This window comes from Vibrio sp. 2130-1 (assembly GCF_033339515.1).
On the sequence record NZ_JAWOUT010000005.1, the window covers coordinates 198,957 to 217,755 of the forward strand.

General features: G+C 42.3%; 11 protein-coding genes. 10 read left to right on the top strand and 1 reads right to left on the bottom strand.

Features of this window, described 5'->3' with window-relative positions; all coding sequences use genetic code 11:
* Positions 1 to 16: 16 nt before the first annotated feature.
* Positions 17 to 1,813, bottom strand: a complete 1,797-nt coding sequence (locus tag R7Q09_RS09485) for an ABC transporter ATP-binding protein (RefSeq protein ID WP_318070751.1) — start codon at positions 1,811 to 1,813, stop codon at positions 17 to 19.
* 92 nt (positions 1,814 to 1,905) lie between these two features.
* Between R7Q09_RS09485 and R7Q09_RS09490 the strand changes: the two genes are divergently transcribed.
* The 10 genes from R7Q09_RS09490 (at position 1,906) to rlmKL (ending at position 18,787) form a co-directional block, all read left to right on the top strand.
* Positions 1,906 to 2,379, top strand: a complete 474-nt coding sequence (locus R7Q09_RS09490; RefSeq protein ID WP_005377433.1) for a GAF domain-containing protein — start codon at positions 1,906 to 1,908, stop codon at positions 2,377 to 2,379.
* 97 nt (positions 2,380 to 2,476) lie between these two features.
* A complete protein-coding gene (gene proQ, locus R7Q09_RS09495) occupies positions 2,477 to 3,103 on the top strand; it encodes an RNA chaperone ProQ (protein ID WP_005377435.1) in 627 nt (208 codons plus the stop codon).
* A gap of 17 nt (positions 3,104 to 3,120) precedes the next feature.
* Positions 3,121 to 5,127 carry a carboxy terminal-processing peptidase gene (gene prc, locus R7Q09_RS09500; protein WP_318070750.1) on the top strand — a complete coding sequence of 669 codons (2,007 nt, stop codon included), beginning with the start codon at positions 3,121 to 3,123 and terminating at the stop codon, positions 5,125 to 5,127.
* Positions 5,128 to 5,321: 194 nt separating this feature from the next.
* Positions 5,322 to 5,987, top strand: a complete 666-nt coding sequence (locus R7Q09_RS09505) for a hypothetical protein (RefSeq protein ID WP_182016347.1) — start codon at positions 5,322 to 5,324, stop codon at positions 5,985 to 5,987.
* A 226-nt stretch (positions 5,988 to 6,213) separates the two neighbouring features.
* Positions 6,214 to 8,820 (top strand): aminopeptidase N, encoded by a 2,607-nt coding sequence (gene pepN, locus R7Q09_RS09510; RefSeq protein ID WP_318070749.1) that lies wholly within the window; start codon positions 6,214 to 6,216, stop codon positions 8,818 to 8,820.
* Between the two features lie 65 nt (positions 8,821 to 8,885).
* Positions 8,886 to 9,104, top strand: a complete 219-nt coding sequence (locus tag R7Q09_RS09515; RefSeq protein ID WP_005377440.1) for a DUF2835 domain-containing protein — start codon at positions 8,886 to 8,888, stop codon at positions 9,102 to 9,104.
* 201 nt (positions 9,105 to 9,305) lie between these two features.
* Positions 9,306 to 14,147: an NAD-glutamate dehydrogenase gene (locus R7Q09_RS09520; protein ID WP_005377441.1), complete on the top strand. Its 4,842-nt coding sequence runs from the start codon at positions 9,306 to 9,308 to the stop codon at positions 14,145 to 14,147.
* Positions 14,148 to 14,458: 311 nt separating this feature from the next.
* The gene (gene pyrD / locus R7Q09_RS09525) at positions 14,459 to 15,469 is read left to right on the top strand and encodes a quinone-dependent dihydroorotate dehydrogenase (protein WP_017634281.1); all 1,011 of its coding nucleotides are present in this window, start codon (positions 14,459 to 14,461) and stop codon (positions 15,467 to 15,469) included.
* Positions 15,470 to 15,637: 168 nt separating this feature from the next.
* On the top strand, positions 15,638 to 16,180 hold the full coding sequence (locus R7Q09_RS09530; RefSeq protein WP_005377444.1) for a cell division protein ZapC: 543 nt from the start codon (positions 15,638 to 15,640) through the stop codon (positions 16,178 to 16,180).
* 486 nt (positions 16,181 to 16,666) lie between these two features.
* Positions 16,667 to 18,787, top strand: a complete 2,121-nt coding sequence (rlmKL, locus tag R7Q09_RS09535) for a bifunctional 23S rRNA (guanine(2069)-N(7))-methyltransferase RlmK/23S rRNA (guanine(2445)-N(2))-methyltransferase RlmL (RefSeq protein ID WP_318070748.1) — start codon at positions 16,667 to 16,669, stop codon at positions 18,785 to 18,787.
* Positions 18,788 to 18,799: the final 12 nt, after the last annotated feature.

Consider the following 18,799-nt stretch of genomic DNA (forward strand, 5'->3'; position numbering starts at 1 on the left):
CTCTAGCTTGAACGATTTAAGCGTGGGACTGTATGCCCCCATATAAGGTTTGATATAAGCCTTCTTGCTCAACTAACTCACCATGAGTACCTGTTTGCGTCACTTTCCCATCTTCAAGCACGTAGATCAAATCGGCTTGTTTCACAGCGGATAGTCGGTGCGCAACGATTAATGTTGTTCTACCACGTAAGAACTCGGTCAGTGCTTTGTGTAAAGCCGCTTCAGTAGCGGTATCTAGCGCAGACGTGGCTTCGTCTAAAATAACAAATTGAGGATTACTCAGCACCATTCTAGCAATGGCAAGCCGTTGTCGTTGACCTCCTGACAAACGAATGCCATTACGACCAACTTGAGTATCCAAGCCGTGGTTAAGTTGAGAAATTACATCATGCAGCTGAGCCACTTCAAGCGCACGCCAAAGTGACATTTCGTCAAAATTCCCACCAAGCGTTAGATTATGCCTCAAGGTATCGTTAAATAGTATAGGTTGCTGTAATACCACGGCAATTTTGTCGCGAATTACTTCAAAACCAATATCTTCTGTTAATTCATCATTAAAGCGAATGCTACCGGAGTTTTGACGGTAAACCCCAATAAGTAATTGTATCAAGGTTGACTTACCACCGCCGCTTGCACCAACCAACGCCACTTTCTTTCCTGCCGGCATATGTAAAGAAAGATTATCTAGGACTTTGTTTTCATTATTGTAAGAGAAATTAATGTTTTCTACTTTAACATCAACTTCTCTACCTTCTTTGAAAGGATTTACCTTAGGAACCGGTCTCTGCTCTTCTTCTAACTCTAATAAGTCGTTGATGCGTTTTAATGCGGCTTTAGCGCTGTACCAAGAAAACTGAATCCCAAGCAACTCTTGAACAGGAGAAAGCATGAACCATAGGTAACCAAAAACGGCAAATATTTGGCCAATAGTAAGGTCACTGAACATGACCATTAACATTGCGACAGCTCTGAATAATTCAAAGCCGATCAAAAAGAGAAGAAAAGAAACGCGACCAGCCGCTTCAGATTGCCAAGCATACTTGTCTGCATCAACGCGAACTTGGTTCGCACTGTCTTTGAGTTGCTGGAGAAATTCTCGCTCTTTATTGGCCGCGCGTAGTTGGTAGATTCCATCTAATGTTTCAACTAAACGGTTTTGGAAAATTTCAAAAGAATGATTTTCCTTCCGTTTCAGATGTTTAACCATACTGCCTAGTTTACGTGAGAAGTAAATGACAATAGGGTTAACTAACAGGATAAACAGACCAAGTCGCCAATCGAGCCAAAGTAGAACGATAGCAGTACCAATAACAGTCAGAAAACTGATAACGAATTTTGCTAACGTAGAACCAATAAATTTATCAATGGTCTCAATGTCAGTGATAAGGTGTGCGTTGATTCCTCCGCTACCTTTGGTTTCGTATTGTCGGATGCTGATACGGCCGAGTTTGTCGATCATTTTACTGCGCATCTCAAACGTGATGGTTTTTGAAACAAGCGTAAATTGTCGGCTTTGAAGGATATTTAATCCTTGGCTCGCAGCTCGCATAAGAACAACCAAGAACAGGGTGAAGAAAATATAGCCTGTCGGAGTGTGCCACGCTTCAGGGAGAATGGCATTCATGGTATCTAAGCCTTTTGCAGGTTGGTCCAATAAGACCTCATCAACCATCAAAGGCATGAGGAGAGGAATTGGAACACTAATCAAGGTTGCAAGCACCGCTATCAAGTTCGCTATGATCAGCTTGGACTTGTGCTTTTTTACTTGTGTTATCAACCAAGAACGGCTAATAGTGTCATTTTTCAGAAGCATTGTAATTGAGAATAAGTCCTATTATAAAGTAGGGCTGCATTTTAGCGCCATACATTGAGAATGGAAGCTTTTATAGTAAGTAGGAAGTTAATATGAACTTAGAACAATACCAAAGACTAACCAAACAAGCTGTTGCTCTAATTGAGTCTGAACCAGACTTTATTGCGAACCTAGCAAACTTGAGCTCATTGCTTTTCATGGAACTTGACGATCTTAACTGGGCAGGCTTTTACCTAACAAAAGGTGAAGAGCTTGTTCTTGGTCCGTTCCAAGGAAAACCAGCTTGTGTTCGTATCCCAATGGGTCGAGGCGTCTGCGGTACTGCTGCACAAACTAATACTATACAAAGAGTATACGACGTTCACGAATTTGAGGGGCATATTGCGTGCGATGCAGCGAGCAATTCAGAAATTGTGATTCCATTTTCTATTAATGGAAAGGTGGTTGGTGTACTTGATATTGATAGTCCAAGTATTGGCCGATTTAATGAAACAGACGAAGAAGGTCTCACTCATTTCATGGTTGAAGTAGAAAAGCTGCTTAATTCACACGCGAACGACGCATAAATTAGCCTTCGAGTGTGGTTTTTCCTTGGCATGTCACTATAATACGAGAATATTTTTTCTTAATGCTCGCGGAAATCCGCTCAAATCAGGACCCCTCATGACTGAAAAGTTAAAAAACAGCAAAGAAGTTATTGCATATATTGCTGAATGTTTCCCTAAGTGCTTTACTTTAGAAGGTGAAGCAAAACCTCTGAAAATTGGTATTTTTCAAGATCTTGCGGAACGTCTAAATGAAGACGAAAAAGTAAGCAAAACACAGCTTCGTGCAGCGTTAAGACAGTACACTTCATCATGGCGTTACCTACACGGTGTAAAACCAGGTGCAGTACGTGTAGACCTAGATGGCAACCCTTGTGGTGAGCTAGAAGAAGAGCACGTTGAACACGCGAAAGCGACACTTGCAGAAAGCAAGGCGAAAGTTCAGGCTCGTCGTAAAGAACAAGCACAAAAAGCTCGTGAAGAGGGTAAGGCGAAAGCGAAACCTGCGGCTAAAAAGCCTCAACAGCCTCGTCGTACTAATAAACCAAAAGTACAAAAACCAACTAAGCCTGTAGAAACGCGCGCTCTAAATGCTGATGAAATCACAGTAGGTAACGCAGTTAACGTGAACATGGGCAAAGGAAACATGGCAGCGACCATTGTTGAAATCAATAAGGATGATGTACGTGTTCAACTTGCTAACGGCCTACAAATGGTTGTGAAAGCGGAGCACTTGCGCGCATAAAGGAGATACTCCTACGCATGAATTGCCGTTCAAAAGTGACCCTGATTGCTGCTAGCTTATGGCTAGCAGCATCAGCTCAGGCTCTTGAAGCCAAACTACATAAAGATGACCTGCCGGTTCTTTCTCCTGAAGTTCAGCATGAAACAGCTAGCAAACGAGTCACCTCGCGATTTACCCGCTCTCATTATAAGCACTTCAGCCTCAATGATGATTTCTCTAAAGCGATCTTTGAACGCTATATAGAGTTGCTTGATTACAATAGAAATATTTTCACTCAAGCAGACATCGATTCATTTAAAAATTGGTCAGTCGAGCTTGATGATCAGCTTAAATCGGGCAACAACCAAATTGCTTTTGATGTTTACAACCTCTCAATGCAGAAGCGCTTCGACCGTTTTGCTTATGCGTTAACTCTACTCGATGAAGAGATCAAGTTTGATACCGATGACGAGATAGAGTTAGACCGCTCTGAAGCCGCATGGCCAAAAGACGAAGCAGAGCTCAACGAGTTGTGGCGCAAGCGTGTGAAATATGACGCGTTAAATCTGAAACTGACTGGCAAAGAGTGGCCAGAGATTAAAGAAGTTTTAGAGAAGCGTTATAACAACGCGATGAAGCGCATCACACAGACCAACAATGAAGACGCATTTCAGTTATATATGAATGCCTTCGCGCGACAGGTTGACCCTCATACAAGCTACCTTTCTCCACGTAATGCCGAGCAATTCCAATCGGAAATGAACCTTTCTCTAGAAGGCATCGGTGCCGTTTTGCAAATGACAGACGATTACACAGTAATTCGTTCACTTGTTGTTGGCGGTCCGGCGTCGAAGAGTAAGCAACTTGGTGAAGGGGACCGAATCACTGGTGTTGGACAAGACGGTGAAGAAATTGTCGACGTGATCGGTTGGCGTCTGGATGATGTTGTTCAGTTGATTAAAGGCCCTAAAGGCACAAAGGTTAATCTACAGATCTTGCCAGAAGGTAACGATGCGAAGAGTTACATTGTCACAATTGTTCGTGACAAAGTTCGCTTAGAAGATCGTGCGGTTAAGTCAGAAATCATCGAAAAAGACGGTAAGAAGATTGGTATTTTAGAAGTACCAAGTTTCTACGTCGGCTTATCGAAAGACACCGATAAATTACTAGCTGAGTTGAAAACCAAAAACGTTGACGGCGTAATCGTTGATCTACGTAACAATGGTGGTGGTGCGCTAACAGAAGCGACGGCATTGACAGGTTTATTCATTAAAGAAGGTCCTGTAGTTCAAGTTCGTGACAGCTATGGCCGCATCAAGGTGAATGCCGATACCGATGGAAAAGTGAGCTATGATGGCCCATTGACGGTGTTGATTAACCGCTACAGTGCTTCAGCATCTGAAATTTTTGCAGCGGCAATGCAAGATTATAATCGTGCAATCATCTTAGGTGAAAACTCTTTCGGTAAAGGTACAGTTCAGCAACATCGTTCACTGAATCATATTTACGATCTTTTCGATAAAGAGCTAGGTTATGTTCAGTACACGATTCAGAAGTTTTATCGTATTGACGGTGGAAGTACGCAAAATCGCGGTGTTGCACCAGATATTTCGTACCCAACGCCAATTGAGGCTTCTGAAACAGGTGAAAGTGTTGAAGACAATGCTTTACCTTGGGATCAGATTGATAAAGCACAATATCAAACGTTTCCAAGTAACGACGCCTTAGTTGAAAAACTTACTGCTCTTCATAACAAGCGTATTTCTGATGAGATGGAGTTCCGCTTTATCAATGAAGACATCGAGAAATATCGTAAAGAAAAAGACGATAATACTTTGTCTTTGAACGAGAAAGTTCGTAAAGCTGAATCGGATAAAGCGGAAGCCCTTCGATTACAACGCATAAATGAACGTCAAGTTGCTTTGGGTAAAAAAGCATTCAAAACATTGGATGACATACCAAAAGACTACGAGGCTCCTGATGTTTATTTAGATGAGTCTGTCGCGATTATGGTCGATCTACTTAAGCAGGAAAATCAGTCATAATAACTGGCAATTTAGAATAAAAAGAGTGAGTCTTTCAGATTCACTCTTTTTTTATGCCTTTTTGTCTTCCGCTGTCTCGATATCGAGCAAGATATTCGCTTATTTTCCCCCAATAATTTACGTGATCTACATCTAAAATTTCGCGAAAGTGAGGACTACTGGCTAAGCTAAAAGAAAACGATAAGGATGCCGATATGAAGTGGTTCTTTATTTTACTTAGCTTTTGCTGCTTTAGTGTGCTTGGTGGAGAAAACACCAGAGAAGATGAATTAAGTCACTTTGACACGCCGTTTCTCATCGGAGACTGGTATTTGATGAACCCAAACCCCGAAGAGTCGGCTGAAAACTTTCGTGCGATCAAACTCTCATTAGGTTCTGACTACAGCTTTTCTATTGATATTCAAAAGAAGGACTATTCCGTTGACCATTGGGAAGGGCTGTATAACGCAAATGAAGACACAATCGTTCTTGGTTTAAACACCGACGAGCCTCAAATTTATGCCTATCGCAACAACCATAATACGCTTGATCTTAATGGTGTAACGTTCACTAAAGGATTATCTAATTCACTTGCAGGTATTTGGTCTAGCTCTCACGTATCTGGTGACGGTCTTGTGGCAAACAACATTAATCAGATGGATTTGATACTTCAACCTGATTTCGTGTTCATGTTTAGGGTTTCGAACGAAGAAGGGGATGAGTCCATCAAACAAGGTGTGTTTTACACAGAAGATGAGTTTTTGGTTCTGTTGTATGAAAATGGCGAGCATGGAACCACGTATAAGCTCAACAAGAATGAGCTAACGATCGAAGATTCCAATGGTGATATGTACGCCGTACTCAATAGAGTTACGCCATGATGCCTTTAACATGCGCCAAATTACACGTGCGTACGGTAAGTCATTAATGTTGTTTAAATGTTAATCAAAAAACGGAGCTAGAGCACTAAAAGCTCCGTTTTTTGATGGAAAGACTTGTATTCTGATACCACAACCCCTACAAATAGCTTATATAGTGATACCAGAACTGCATTTTTGATCATGCAGTCTGGTATTTTTGTTGTTCGACATACAAGGATTTATGCTCATGTCTCAAGCTCCCCTGGCCAAATATCGTAAAGATTATAAAGAGCCATCTCATGTGATTACTGATATCGATCTTACTTTTGATCTATATGACAATGACACAATCGTTACGGCGGTATCAAAAGTTGCTCAAAAAGGCGATACAACAACGCTAGAACTCGATGGCGAAGGGCTTGAGCTACGCGCTGTAAAAGTAAATGGTGAGGATTGGGCTCATCACGAGGTGAAGGAGTCATCGCTGGTACTGACCGATCTTCCATCCGAGTTTGAACTTGAAATCGTCACCAAAATTGATCCTGAAGCGAATACAGCACTCGAAGGTTTGTACAAATCAGGCGGTGCATTTTGTACTCAGTGTGAGGCTGAGGGCTTTCGCCGTATCACGTACTATCTAGACCGTCCGGATGTTCTAGCAAAATACACAACAAAAGTGATCGCAGATAAAGCTGCTTACCCATATTTGCTGAGCAATGGTAACCGAATTGCAGAAGGCGATGCAGAGAACGGTCGTCACTGGGTTCAATGGCAGGATCCGCATCCAAAACCAGCTTACTTGTTCGCCCTTGTTGCAGGCGACTTTGATGTATTGCGTGACAAATATACAACGATGTCAGGTCGCAGTGTTGATTTAGAAATCTTTGTTGATAAAGGTAACTTAGATCGTGCAGGCCATGCGATGACATCGCTGATCAACTCGATGAAGTGGGATGAGGAACGCTTTGGCCTAGAATACGATCTGGATATTTACATGATCGTTGCTGTTGATTTCTTCAACATGGGTGCAATGGAAAACAAAGGCTTGAACATTTTTAACTCAAAATATGTGCTGGCGAACGATCAAACTGCGACAGATCGTGATTATTTAGGCATCGAAGCTGTGATCGGTCATGAGTACTTCCACAACTGGACTGGCAACCGTGTCACTTGTCGTGACTGGTTCCAACTAAGTCTAAAAGAAGGCTTAACCGTATTCCGAGACCAAGAATTCTCTTCTGACTTAGGCTCTCGTGCTGATAACCGTATTGATAACGTACGTATTATTCGTGGTCCTCAATTTGCGGAAGATGCAAGCCCAATGTCTCACCCGATTCGTCCTGACAAAGTCATTGAGATGAATAACTTCTACACGCTAACGGTGTATGAAAAGGGCAGCGAAGTTATTCGTATGTACCATACACTCCTTGGCGAAGAGGGCTTCCAAAAAGGAATGAAACTTTATTTTGAACGTCACGATGGTACCGCCGCGACGTGTGAAGACTTTGTTTCTGCAATGGAAGATGCCACCGGTGTTGATTTAAAACAGTTCCGTCTGTGGTACAGCCAATCGGGTACACCAACGCTGCGCGTAAATAGCGAATACAACGCTGATGCAAAAACTTACGCACTAACGGTAGAGCAATTTACGGAGCAGACGCAAGACCAAGCAGAAAAACAAGCGCTGCATATTCCGTTCGATATCGAGTTGTATGATTCGAAAGGTCGAGTTATCCCACTGGTGATTAACGGTGAATCAGTTAATAACGTGCTGGATATTAAACAAGATAAGCAAACGTTCGTATTTGAAAATGTCGAAGAACAGCCAGTGCCATCTTTGTTGCGTGAATTCTCGGCACCAGTCAAATTAGAATACGATTACAGCGATGACGAGTTAGTCTTCTTGATGAAGCACGCAACGAACGATTTTGCTCGATGGGACGCTAGCCAAATGCTATTGGCTAAATACATTCGTCAGAATGTGAAAAACGTTCAAGCGGGACAAGAAGTATCGCTTTCTGAAGGTGTGATAGATGCTTTCCGCGGTGTGCTGTTGGATGAAACGCTTGAGCCTGCTTTCATTGCTCAAGTTTTCTCTATGCCTTCAATCAATGAGATTACTGGTTGGTACCAGCAAATTGATATCGATGCCGTAGACAAAGTGCTAAACAGCATTACAGTGTCACTTTCTAAGGAATTAGAAGATGAGCTAAGTGCGACTTATCACACGCTTAAGCAAACAGAGTATACGATCGACCATGCTGCTATTGGCAAGCGTGCTTTACGTAACCGTTGCCTTCAGTACCTAGCATATACGGAAAAAGGTAATGATTTAGTCAACGCGCAGTACGCATCTGCAAATAACATGACAGATACGATTGCTGCGATGAGTGCCGCAAATAACGCTCAGCTCGAGTGTCGTGAAGCACTTATGGCTGATTATAGCGATAAATGGAAGCACGATGGTTTGGTTATGGATAAGTGGTTTGCACTGCAAGGTAGCAATCCTGCAGAGGATGCTCTTGAAAAAGTAAAAGCAACCATGAACCACGAAGCATTTAGTTTGAAAAATCCGAACCGTACGCGCAGCTTAATTGGCTCGTTCTTAAGTGCGAACCCTGTACGTTTCCATGATAAATCCGGTGTAGGTTACCAATTTGCCGGTGAAATTCTTCGCCAACTAAATGATTCGAACCCACAAGTAGCTTCTCGAATGATTGATCCTTTGCTTAAGTTCCGTAAATACGATGAAGCTCGCCAAGCAATGATTCGTGCAGAACTTGAAAAGCTCAAAGCAATGGATAATCTTGCTAAAGATCTATTCGAAAAAGTGACTAAAGCACTAGACGAATAGTAAACAACACAATAGGGTGGTCATTAAGACCACCTTATTTGTTTATGTCACTTAGTTTTCACTTCATGAACTATTACTACTTCAATCTCAACATTTCATATCAAACGTTTTTATCTCATTATTCTGGTGCGGCAAGTGTTGTTCAAGTTGTCACACACAACGGTTTGCGTTTGCAGTTACCCGCCGCGAGATTTAGACCATTTCTTAGTCAATTGGGCGTTAGAGGCCAGTTTAGACTAACAACTGACCAAAATAATAAGTTTCTTAAGTTAGAAACTCTGTGATGTATTGTATTTGCAGAGAGTTAAATAGGAATCTTAGTCACAGAATCGGACATTTCACCTCTTACCACTACGATTAGTTGTTAAACATTTGTAATTATGCTTTTACAATGGGCACATGCATTACCTATGCTTAGTTTCTAAGGTAACAACCTAGCTACTAAGTCCCCCTACAAAACAACAATTCTAATGTGGAGTGTGAATATGACCGCGCGTGAAAATGTAGTGCCGGTTCTGCTTGAAAAGGTTTACCAACTGATTCAAGACAAACTCGAGCTTTCTCACCAAACGCTTGTAACTAAACTTGCTCAACACTTATTCAGTAACATTGCTGATGATGATCTAATTCAGCGAAACGAATCCGACCTTTATGGTGCTGTCGTTAGCCTTTGGCACCATATCAATGAAAAAAAACCAGAAGAGATTTCGGTTCGAGTATTTAACCCGACCGTAAGTCGTCAAGGCTGGCAATCCACACACACAATCGTAGAAATTGTTGTTCCAGATAGTCCATTCTTAGTGGACTCAGTCAAAATGGCTTTAGCACGTTTGGATCTTGTTTGTCACCTAATGTTGAATAACCCAACACAGATTCAGCGTGATAAAAAAGGCCAAGTTACAGACGTAAACGGTGAGGGTGGTGTTCTTCAATCACTTTTCCACATAGAGGTAGACCGCCTTACTAGTAAAGACGAGATGCAAGCGCTTAAAGAAGAGCTGTTAAGAATTCTATCTGATACTCGCTTAGTCGTTGATGACTGGAAGCAGATGGTTGATAAGCTTAAGTTTGTTACTGATGAACTTGAGAAAAATAAAGATCGTGTTTCTATCCAAACGGATCGTATGGATGAAACGATCGCATTTCTTCGTTGGCTAGAAGATCATAACTTTACCTTTATGGGTTATAAAGATTATGACTTAAAAGAGGTCAATGGTGATACCGAACTTGTTCCTGCTAAAGAAAAAGGACTAGGTCTGTTTGCTGATGACAAGCGCGTGCGTAGCGTCAAGCTCTCTGAATTATCAGATTCAGCGCGATTAGAAGCGAAAAAACCATACGCTCTGATCATCACCAAAGGTAACAAAGCATCTCGTATCCACCGTCCAGCTTATACTGATTACATCGGTATTAAGAAGTTTGATGAAAACGGTAAAGTAATAGGTGAGCATCGCTTTACTGGTTTATATACCTCCGCCGTTTACAACCAAGCGGTACAAAGTATTCCTTTGATCCGTGAAAAAGTTGACCGTATCCTTGAAGCAAGTGGATACCGTCACGGATCATACTCATACAAAGCATTGCACAATATCTTAGAAAACTACCCACGCGACGAGTTGCTTCAAGCTAATGAAGAAGAGCTGCTTGAGGTGGGAATGGGTGTTGTACAAATGCAAGATCGTGACTTGCTGCGTTTGTTTGTTCGTAAAGACCCATTTGGTCGTTTCTTCAGTTGCATGGTTTATGTCACTAAAGATCGTTACAACACAGAATTGCGTCGTCAAACTCAACGCATTCTTAAGCAGTACTTTGGTTGCGAGCAAGAGGTTGAATTTACAACGTACTTCTCAGAAAGCCCACTAGCGAGAACACATTACATTGTTCGTGTAGACAATAACAACATTGACGTAGACGTGAAAAAGATCGAGCAAAATCTAATGGAAGTTTCTACCTCTTGGGATGACAGACTAAAAGAATCCATCATTGCTAACTTTGGTGAAAGCAAAGGCCTTCCTCTTTCAAAAGAATATATGAGTGCGTTCCCTCGCTCATACAAAGAGGACATGATGCCAGGTTCTGCGGTTGCAGATATCGAGCGCTTAGAAGCGTTAAGTGATGATAATAAACTTGGCATGTTGTTCTACCGACCTCAAGAAGAGGGTGCAGATTCCAAAGCTGTCCGCTTAAAGTTATACCATCGCGATGAACCAATTCACCTTTCTGACGTAATGCCGATGTTGGAAAACCTTGGTTTGCGTGTGATTGGCGAATCGCCATATGAGATCGAGAAAAACAACGGGCAGACTTTCTGGATTCTTGACTTCTCTATGCTGCATAAGAGCGAGAAAACCGTTGACCTTCGTGAAGCTCGTGACCGTTTCCAACAAGCATTTGCTGCCATTTGGGCGGGTAATCTTGAAAGTGATGGTTTCAACCGATTGTTATTAGGTGCGTCTTTATCTGGCCGTGAGATTTCCATTCTTCGCGCTTACGCACGATACATGCGCCAAGTCGGCTTCCCATTCAGTCAGCAGTACATCGAAGATACGCTAAGCCACTACCCAGACTTAGCGACAGGTCTAGTCAAGCTGTTCACCAAGCGATTTGATCCGAAACACAAAGGCAGCGAGAAAGGCCAAAACGATCTAATTAAAAAGCTAACAGAGCAGTTGGATCGTGTAGAGAGCTTGGATGATGATCGTATTATTCGTCGTTATATCGAAATGATCATGGCGACGCTTCGTACCAACTACTACCAAGTAGACGAGAATAAGCAGCCTAAGCCTTGGTTATCTTTGAAAATGAAGCCAAGTGATATTCCTGAGATTCCGCAGCCTGTACCTGCATTCGAGATCTTTGTTTACGCACCAGATATTGAAGGTGTTCACCTTCGTGGTGGAAAAGTGGCTCGTGGTGGTTTGCGTTGGTCAGATCGTCAAGAAGACTTCCGTACGGAGATTCTTGGCTTAGTGAAAGCGCAACAGGTTAAGAACACTGTTATCGTACCTGTGGGTGCAAAAGGCGGCTTCGTTTGTAAACGCCAGCCATCTCTCACCACGCGTGATGAAATTTTTGCGGAAGGTCAGCGTTGTTACAAACGCTTTATCCGTGCATTGCTTGATGTGTCAGATAACATCATTGAAGGAGAAGTAGTACCACCACAAAACGTTGTTCGTCACGATGAAGATGACCCATACCTAGTAGTGGCTGCCGATAAAGGCACAGCAACCTTCTCAGATTTGGCAAACTCTGTTTCTGCAGAATACAACTTCTGGCTAGGCGACGCATTCGCTTCAGGTGGTTCAAACGGTTACGATCACAAAGCAATGGGTATCACCGCAAAAGGTGGTTGGGAATCTGTTAAACGTCACTTCCGTGAAATGGGCATCAACTGTCAGACCACTGATTTTACTGCAATCGGTGTAGGTGATATGGCAGGTGACGTGTTCGGTAACGGTATGCTGTTATCGAAGCATATTCGATTGCAAGCTGCGTTTAACCACATGCATATCTTTATTGATCCAAATCCAGATTCAGCCAGCAGCTGGGAAGAGCGTAACCGCTTGTTTAATCTGCCAAGATCTAGCTGGGAAGATTACAACAAAGACTTGATCTCTCAAGGTGGTGGCATCTTCTCTCGTCGATCAAAATCGATCCAGTTGACGCCAGAAATTCAGAAAATGTTAGGTACTAAGAAAGCATCTTTAGCGCCTAACGATCTGATAAAGATGATCTTGAAAATGAAAGTCGATCTGCTTTGGAATGGTGGTATCGGCACTTACGTTAAATCATCGACAGAAACTCATACAGATGTTGGCGACCGTGCTAACGACATGCTGCGCATTGACGGCCGTGACTTAAGAGCCAAAGTGGTTGGCGAAGGTGGTAACTTGGGTATGACTCAGCTTGGTCGTATCGAATACGCACTAACTGGCGGTCGAGTGAACACGGACTTCGTTGATAACGTAGGTGGCGTTGACTGTTCGGATAATGAAGTCAACATCAAGATCTTCCTCAATGGACTGGTTTCAAATGGCGATCTTACGGTTAAGCAACGTAACCAAATTCTAGAGTCTATGGAAGACGAAGTGGGTGAAATTGTCTTGGATGATGCTTACCGTCAGTCGGAGTCGATCTCTGTTACTGAACAGCAAGGTGTTGGCATTGTTAAGGAGCAAATTCGATTCATCCACACTATGGAGAAAGCAGGGTACTTGGATCGTGCTCTCGAATACATTCCTGATGATGAAACGCTAATCGAGCGTGAAAAACAGGGACTAGGTCTGACTCGCCCTGAGCTATCAGTGTTAGTTGCCTACGGTAAAATGGTACTTAAACAGCAACTTGTTACGGATGAAATCGCAAATGATGAATTCCATGCAAAACAACTTGTTGAATATTTCCCAAGTGCGTTACGACGTAACTATAAAGATCAAATGGTTAATCACCCACTGCGAGCTGAAATTATCGCTACAGCATTGGCTAACCAGATGGTTAATGAAATGGGCTGTAACTTCGTTACTCGTTTGCAAGAAGAAACTGGTGCAAGTGTTGTCGATATTGCCAACGCTTACAGTGCGGCTAGAGAAATCTTTGATTTAGAAGAAATCCTCAAGCAAACTCGCAAACTTGATAACGTTGCGACAGCGCAAGCTCAATACGAAATTATGTTTTACGTGCGCCGAGCACTGCGTCGAATTGCACGCTGGTTGCTTCGTAACCGTAGCGGCAAATGCACGGTCGGTGAGTTGATTGCTATCTACAAGCAAGATGTCAATGTTATCACTGAAACCCTAGACACTATGTTAGTTGAGTCTGAAGTTGAAGAACACAATGAGTTGGCTCAAGGTTGGATAGAGAAAGGGGTTGAAGAGAAACTCGCTCACCAAGTTGCCCGCTTATCAAGCTTACAATCTGCACTGGATATTTCATCAGTAGCAAGTGAAACAGGTAAAACGGTTGAGCAAGCATCGAAACTCTACTTTAACTTGGGTGACCGTTTATCGTTGCATTGGTTCTTGAAGCAAATTAATAGCCAAGCCGTTGATAACAACTGGCAAGCACTTGCAAGAGCGGCATTCCGTGAAGATCTGGACTGGCAACAACGTCAACTTACCGCTCAGGTACTGACTTGTGGCTGCTCAACCGAAGAGCTTGACGTGATGGCTGCGTTAGAAGATTGGATTGAAACTAACGAGCAATCGTTGCACCGCTGGGAGAGTATCTTAAACGAGTTCAAAGTTGGCTCAGTACACGAATTTGCTAAGTTCTCTGTAGCACTTCGAGAGCTAGTACTTTTAAACCTCAACTGCTCATCGAAAGAGTAGTGGAATAATCAAGTCATAAGTAAAAGCCTCGTTATTTAACGGGGCTTTTTATTATCTATTATTCACATTTGGAACGAAAATGGTTACATTGTCACATTTGGTTGAAATTAAAACAGAGTGAAATCGATTGCTTTTAAGCGGTTAGTTACGATTTTTATCGCAGAAACTTGATTGTAATTGTTTGTTTTATATTTAAAAATCTTATAAAGATATAGGTTTTTACTTATTACGTTCATTTTCATTGAATTACGATGAAAAACGATAAATAATATTGTCCCGTTTATACGGGGCTTTTTTCTTTCGGAGGCACAATGCTTTACCGTCTAGCCAGAACTGGCTTTTTCCAACTCGATGCCGAGAAGGCACATGATCTTGCAATCAAGAACTTCCAACGCTTTAACGGCACACCACTTGATCTCTTTTACCGCCAACAGTTACCAACTCGTCCAGTTGAGTGTATGGGTCTAACATTCCGTAACCCTGTTGGTCTTGCGGCTGGTTTAGATAAAAACGGCGAATGTATTGAAGCATTTGATGCCATGGGCTTTGGCTTTGTCGAAGTCGGCACTGTAACGCCACGACCACAACCAGGTAATGATAAACCACGCTTATTCCGTTTAGTGGAAGCAGAAGGGATCATCAACCGCATGGGCTTTAATAACCTAGGCGTTGATAATTTGATCGAGAATGTTAAACGAGCAAAATTCAATTGTGTTCTCGGAATTAATATCGGTAAAAATAAAGATACGCCAATTGAGAAAGGGGCAGAGGACTACCTGATTTGTATGGAAAAAGTGTATGAGTATGCTGGCTATATTGCAGTAAACATCTCATCGCCAAACACTCCAGGTCTTCGTTCACTTCAATATGGTGAAGCGCTTGATGAACTGCTTTCCGAATTAAAAGCGAAACAAGCGGAGTTATCAGAGAAATACAACAAGTATGTCCCGTTAGCATTAAAGATTGCGCCGGATTTAAGTGACGATGAAATCTGCCAAATCTGCGATTCTTTATTGAAAAACAATATAGATGGTGTGATCGCGACTAACACAACTTTGGATCGCACGATCGTAGAAGGGATGAAACACGCCAATGAGGCAGGTGGCTTGAGTGGTCGCCCTGTGCAATCACGCTCTACGGAGGTCGTACGTAAGCTTCATGAAGAGCTTGGAGACAAACTTCCAATTATCGGTGTTGGTGGTGTAGATTCCTATGTTGCAGCCAAAGAAAAGATCATGGCAGGCGCTAAACTTGTTCAAGTCTACACTGGCTTTATTTACCACGGCCCAGGTCTCGTACGTGATATTGTTAAAAATCTTTAACATATACATCAAAAACTACTGAAAAATCAGTACCTGTTACATAAAAAAGAGGATTTTGTTTCCTCTTTTTTTTTATCCGTTCGTTTGTAGAATTTAAAAATCACGAGTAGGTAATTAAGCGTCTTACCTCTTTACCACTGATTTAACTAGTCAAGAGAGAACGGAATAATGCTTAAACCCAGCGACAAATGGAATTGGTATTTTGACGAGCAAAAAGCTTGCTTAATGCTGGATCTGGGGGAGGAAATGATTTTCCAAACCAATCTATCCCGAAAATTGTTGGTTAACTGTGCCTTCTCAAACAGTGAATTTACCGTTGATGACGCCAGCGCATTTCAAACGTTTAATGAGCGCATTCGCTGTCTCGATATCAGTGAATATCGCCAAGCTGAATTAACACTGTATTGTGTTGCTGCAAAGCGTTTTCATAAACCTGTACAGCCTAAGAGCTGGTTCTTCGATGCACAGTCCTCTGATTATGAACCTCAAGAAGGGGACATGGTCTTCCTCACAAATCAATATTCTGATGGTATGTTCATCGTTCTAGAACCAGGCGAAACATCGAGCTTATGTGCTTATGTTAACCAAGAAGCCTTTGTTCTTGATGGCAATAAGGCGCTTCAATTTGGGCAGCCGATTAAAGTAATGCATGATCGCATGGCTTGTGCAAACCACCTCTTTGCAATGACCCCTATGGCAATGGTGGGTTAAAGCGGTTTAATTTTTCTTTATTTCGTTCCTTTGTTTGCCTTAATCGACCTTATTGGGTCGATTTTTTTTGTCCTTTCCTCTGACACTCCAATCCGAAAGACCATGAAACTGTTTGTTTTCTATGCATGCAAACATGAAGCTGGTCACTTTTATTTTACTTATTTCAATTGGATTACTCCTTTAATTAGGCAACCTATCGCCTAAAACAACCCTATTTATTCCCCTATAAAGGGTATTTGTAAGTAACTTACATCAATCAACTCAGGCTGGTATATACCAAAATGCATGTAAATAAGTATTCACTTCTTCTAAAGGAAACAAAATACGTTCATGAATGAAAAACATTCAAACTAAAGATGTTGAAAGTTTTAGATCATTTGAGTGGTGATGATTTGAACTAACGGGTGGGAAAATACCTTTAAAAACGAGGCATTGATCGTAAAGTCAGGTATAATTGAAGCCATTTTTTATCAGCGAAAGAACACTATGAATCAATATCTCGCGGTAACTTCAAATGGCATGGAAAATTTGCTTGTTGAAGAACTGACTAAACTAGGCATTGAAAATGCGAAACCAGTACAGGCAGGCGTAAAATTTAAAGCGACAAACGAACAGGTTTATCGCTGTTGTTTGTGGAGCCGTTTAGCGTCTCGATTTGTACGTGTTTTATCTGAGTTCACGTGTAACAACGACATGGACTTGTATCTATCCACTTCCACTATTAACTGGGTTAACCAGTTTCATAGCTCTAAACGCTTTGTTGTGGACTTTAACGGCACAAACCGTGAGATTAGAAATAGCCAATACGGGGCTATGAAGGTCAAAGATGGCATCGTAGATTGCTTTGAGAATAAAGGCTTGCCACGTCCTAATATCAGCAAAGAACGCCCAGATATTCGTATTCACGTTCGTTTGCATAAAGATAAAGCGTTGCTTGGGATAGACATGGTAGGTAGTGGTCTTCATCAGCGTGGTTATCGACCAGAATCGGGTCGTGCGCCATTACGTGAAACGCTTGCTTCTGCGATTATCATGCGTTGTGGCTGGGATGGGCATCAACCATTACTCGATCCAATGTGTGGTTCTGGTACTTTGCTTATTGAAGCGGCAATGATGGCAGCCAACATGGCACCTGGCGTTAAGCGCAAACAATGGGGCTTCGAAGTTTTGGAAGACTTTGAACCGGAGACCTGGGCTGAGATTAAATCAGAGGCTAATGTTCAAGCTAGACGGGGTGTCAAGAAAGTTGACGCTAAGTTTTTTGGATTCGATAACGACCCCAAAGTATTAAAAGTCGCTCAAGAAAACGCCCGCAGAGCAGGTGTTGAAGAGTTGATTGAGTTTGCGCAAGGTGATGCTGCAACTATTACTCGTCCCGCAGGATTTGAACACGGTGTTATCGTTTCAAACCCACCTTACGGTGAGCGTCTAGGAACTGAGCCGGGGCTGATTGCGCTCTATACCGCATTCGGTGGACAGCTAAAATCTGAGTTTGGCGGATGTAAAGCATCTATCTTCTCTAGCTCAGACGAGCTCTTGAGTTGCCTTCGTATGCGCGCTGATAAACAGTTTAAATTGAACAACGGTGCGTTACCGTGTCACCAAAAGAACTACAGCATTGCCGAGCGCAGCGCTGATGAAGTTAAAGGTGCAGATACTAACGTTCAAATCGCACCAGACTTCTCAAACCGTTTGAAGAAAAACATTGGCAAGATTGGCAAGTGGGCGCGTAAAGAGAAACTAGACTGCTATCGTATCTACGATGCAGACCTTCCAGAATACAACGTAGCGATCGACGTGTACGGCGATCAAATTGTGATTCAAGAGTACGCAGCACCTAAGAACATCCCTGAAGAAAAAGCCAAGCGTCGTCTAACGGACATTATCCGTGCGACGATTCAGGTGACAGGTGTCGAAGCGAACAAAGTTGTACTGAAAGTTCGTGAGAAGCAGAAAGGTCGAAGCCAGTACCAAAAATTAGGTCAGGTATCAGAGACGCTCGAAGTAAACGAGTACGGTGTGAAGCTGATCGTGAACCTTCATGACTACTTAGACACAGGCCTGTTCTTGGATCATAAGATCACTCGTCGTCGTCTTGGCGAAATGGCACAGGGTAAAGATTTCCTTAACTTGTTTGCTTACACTGGTAGTGCAACAGTGCACGCTGCAGTTTGTGGTGCGCGTTCCACTACAACTGTCGATATGTCAAACACCTACTTGAACTGGGCGAAAGACAATATGCAGCTTAATGGCTGTGTAGGGCGCCAACATAAATATGAACAAGCGGACTGTTTGCAATGGCTAGAAAACGCAAAAGGTGAGTACGACTTGATCTTTATTGACCCACCTACGTTCTCTAACTCTAAGCGTATGGAAACATCATTCGATGTACAACGTGACCACATTAAGCTAATGAAGAACCTCAAACGTTTACTGAGAAGTGAAGGCACAATCGTATTTTCAAATAACAAACGTCACTTCAAGATGGATGAAGAATCACTCGCTGAATTGGGTTTGAAGGCTCAGAATATTTCTTCTCAAACGTTACCATTAGATTTTGCGCGTAATAAACAGATTCATAACTGTTGGCTAGTAACGCACGCGTAGTATAAACAAAAG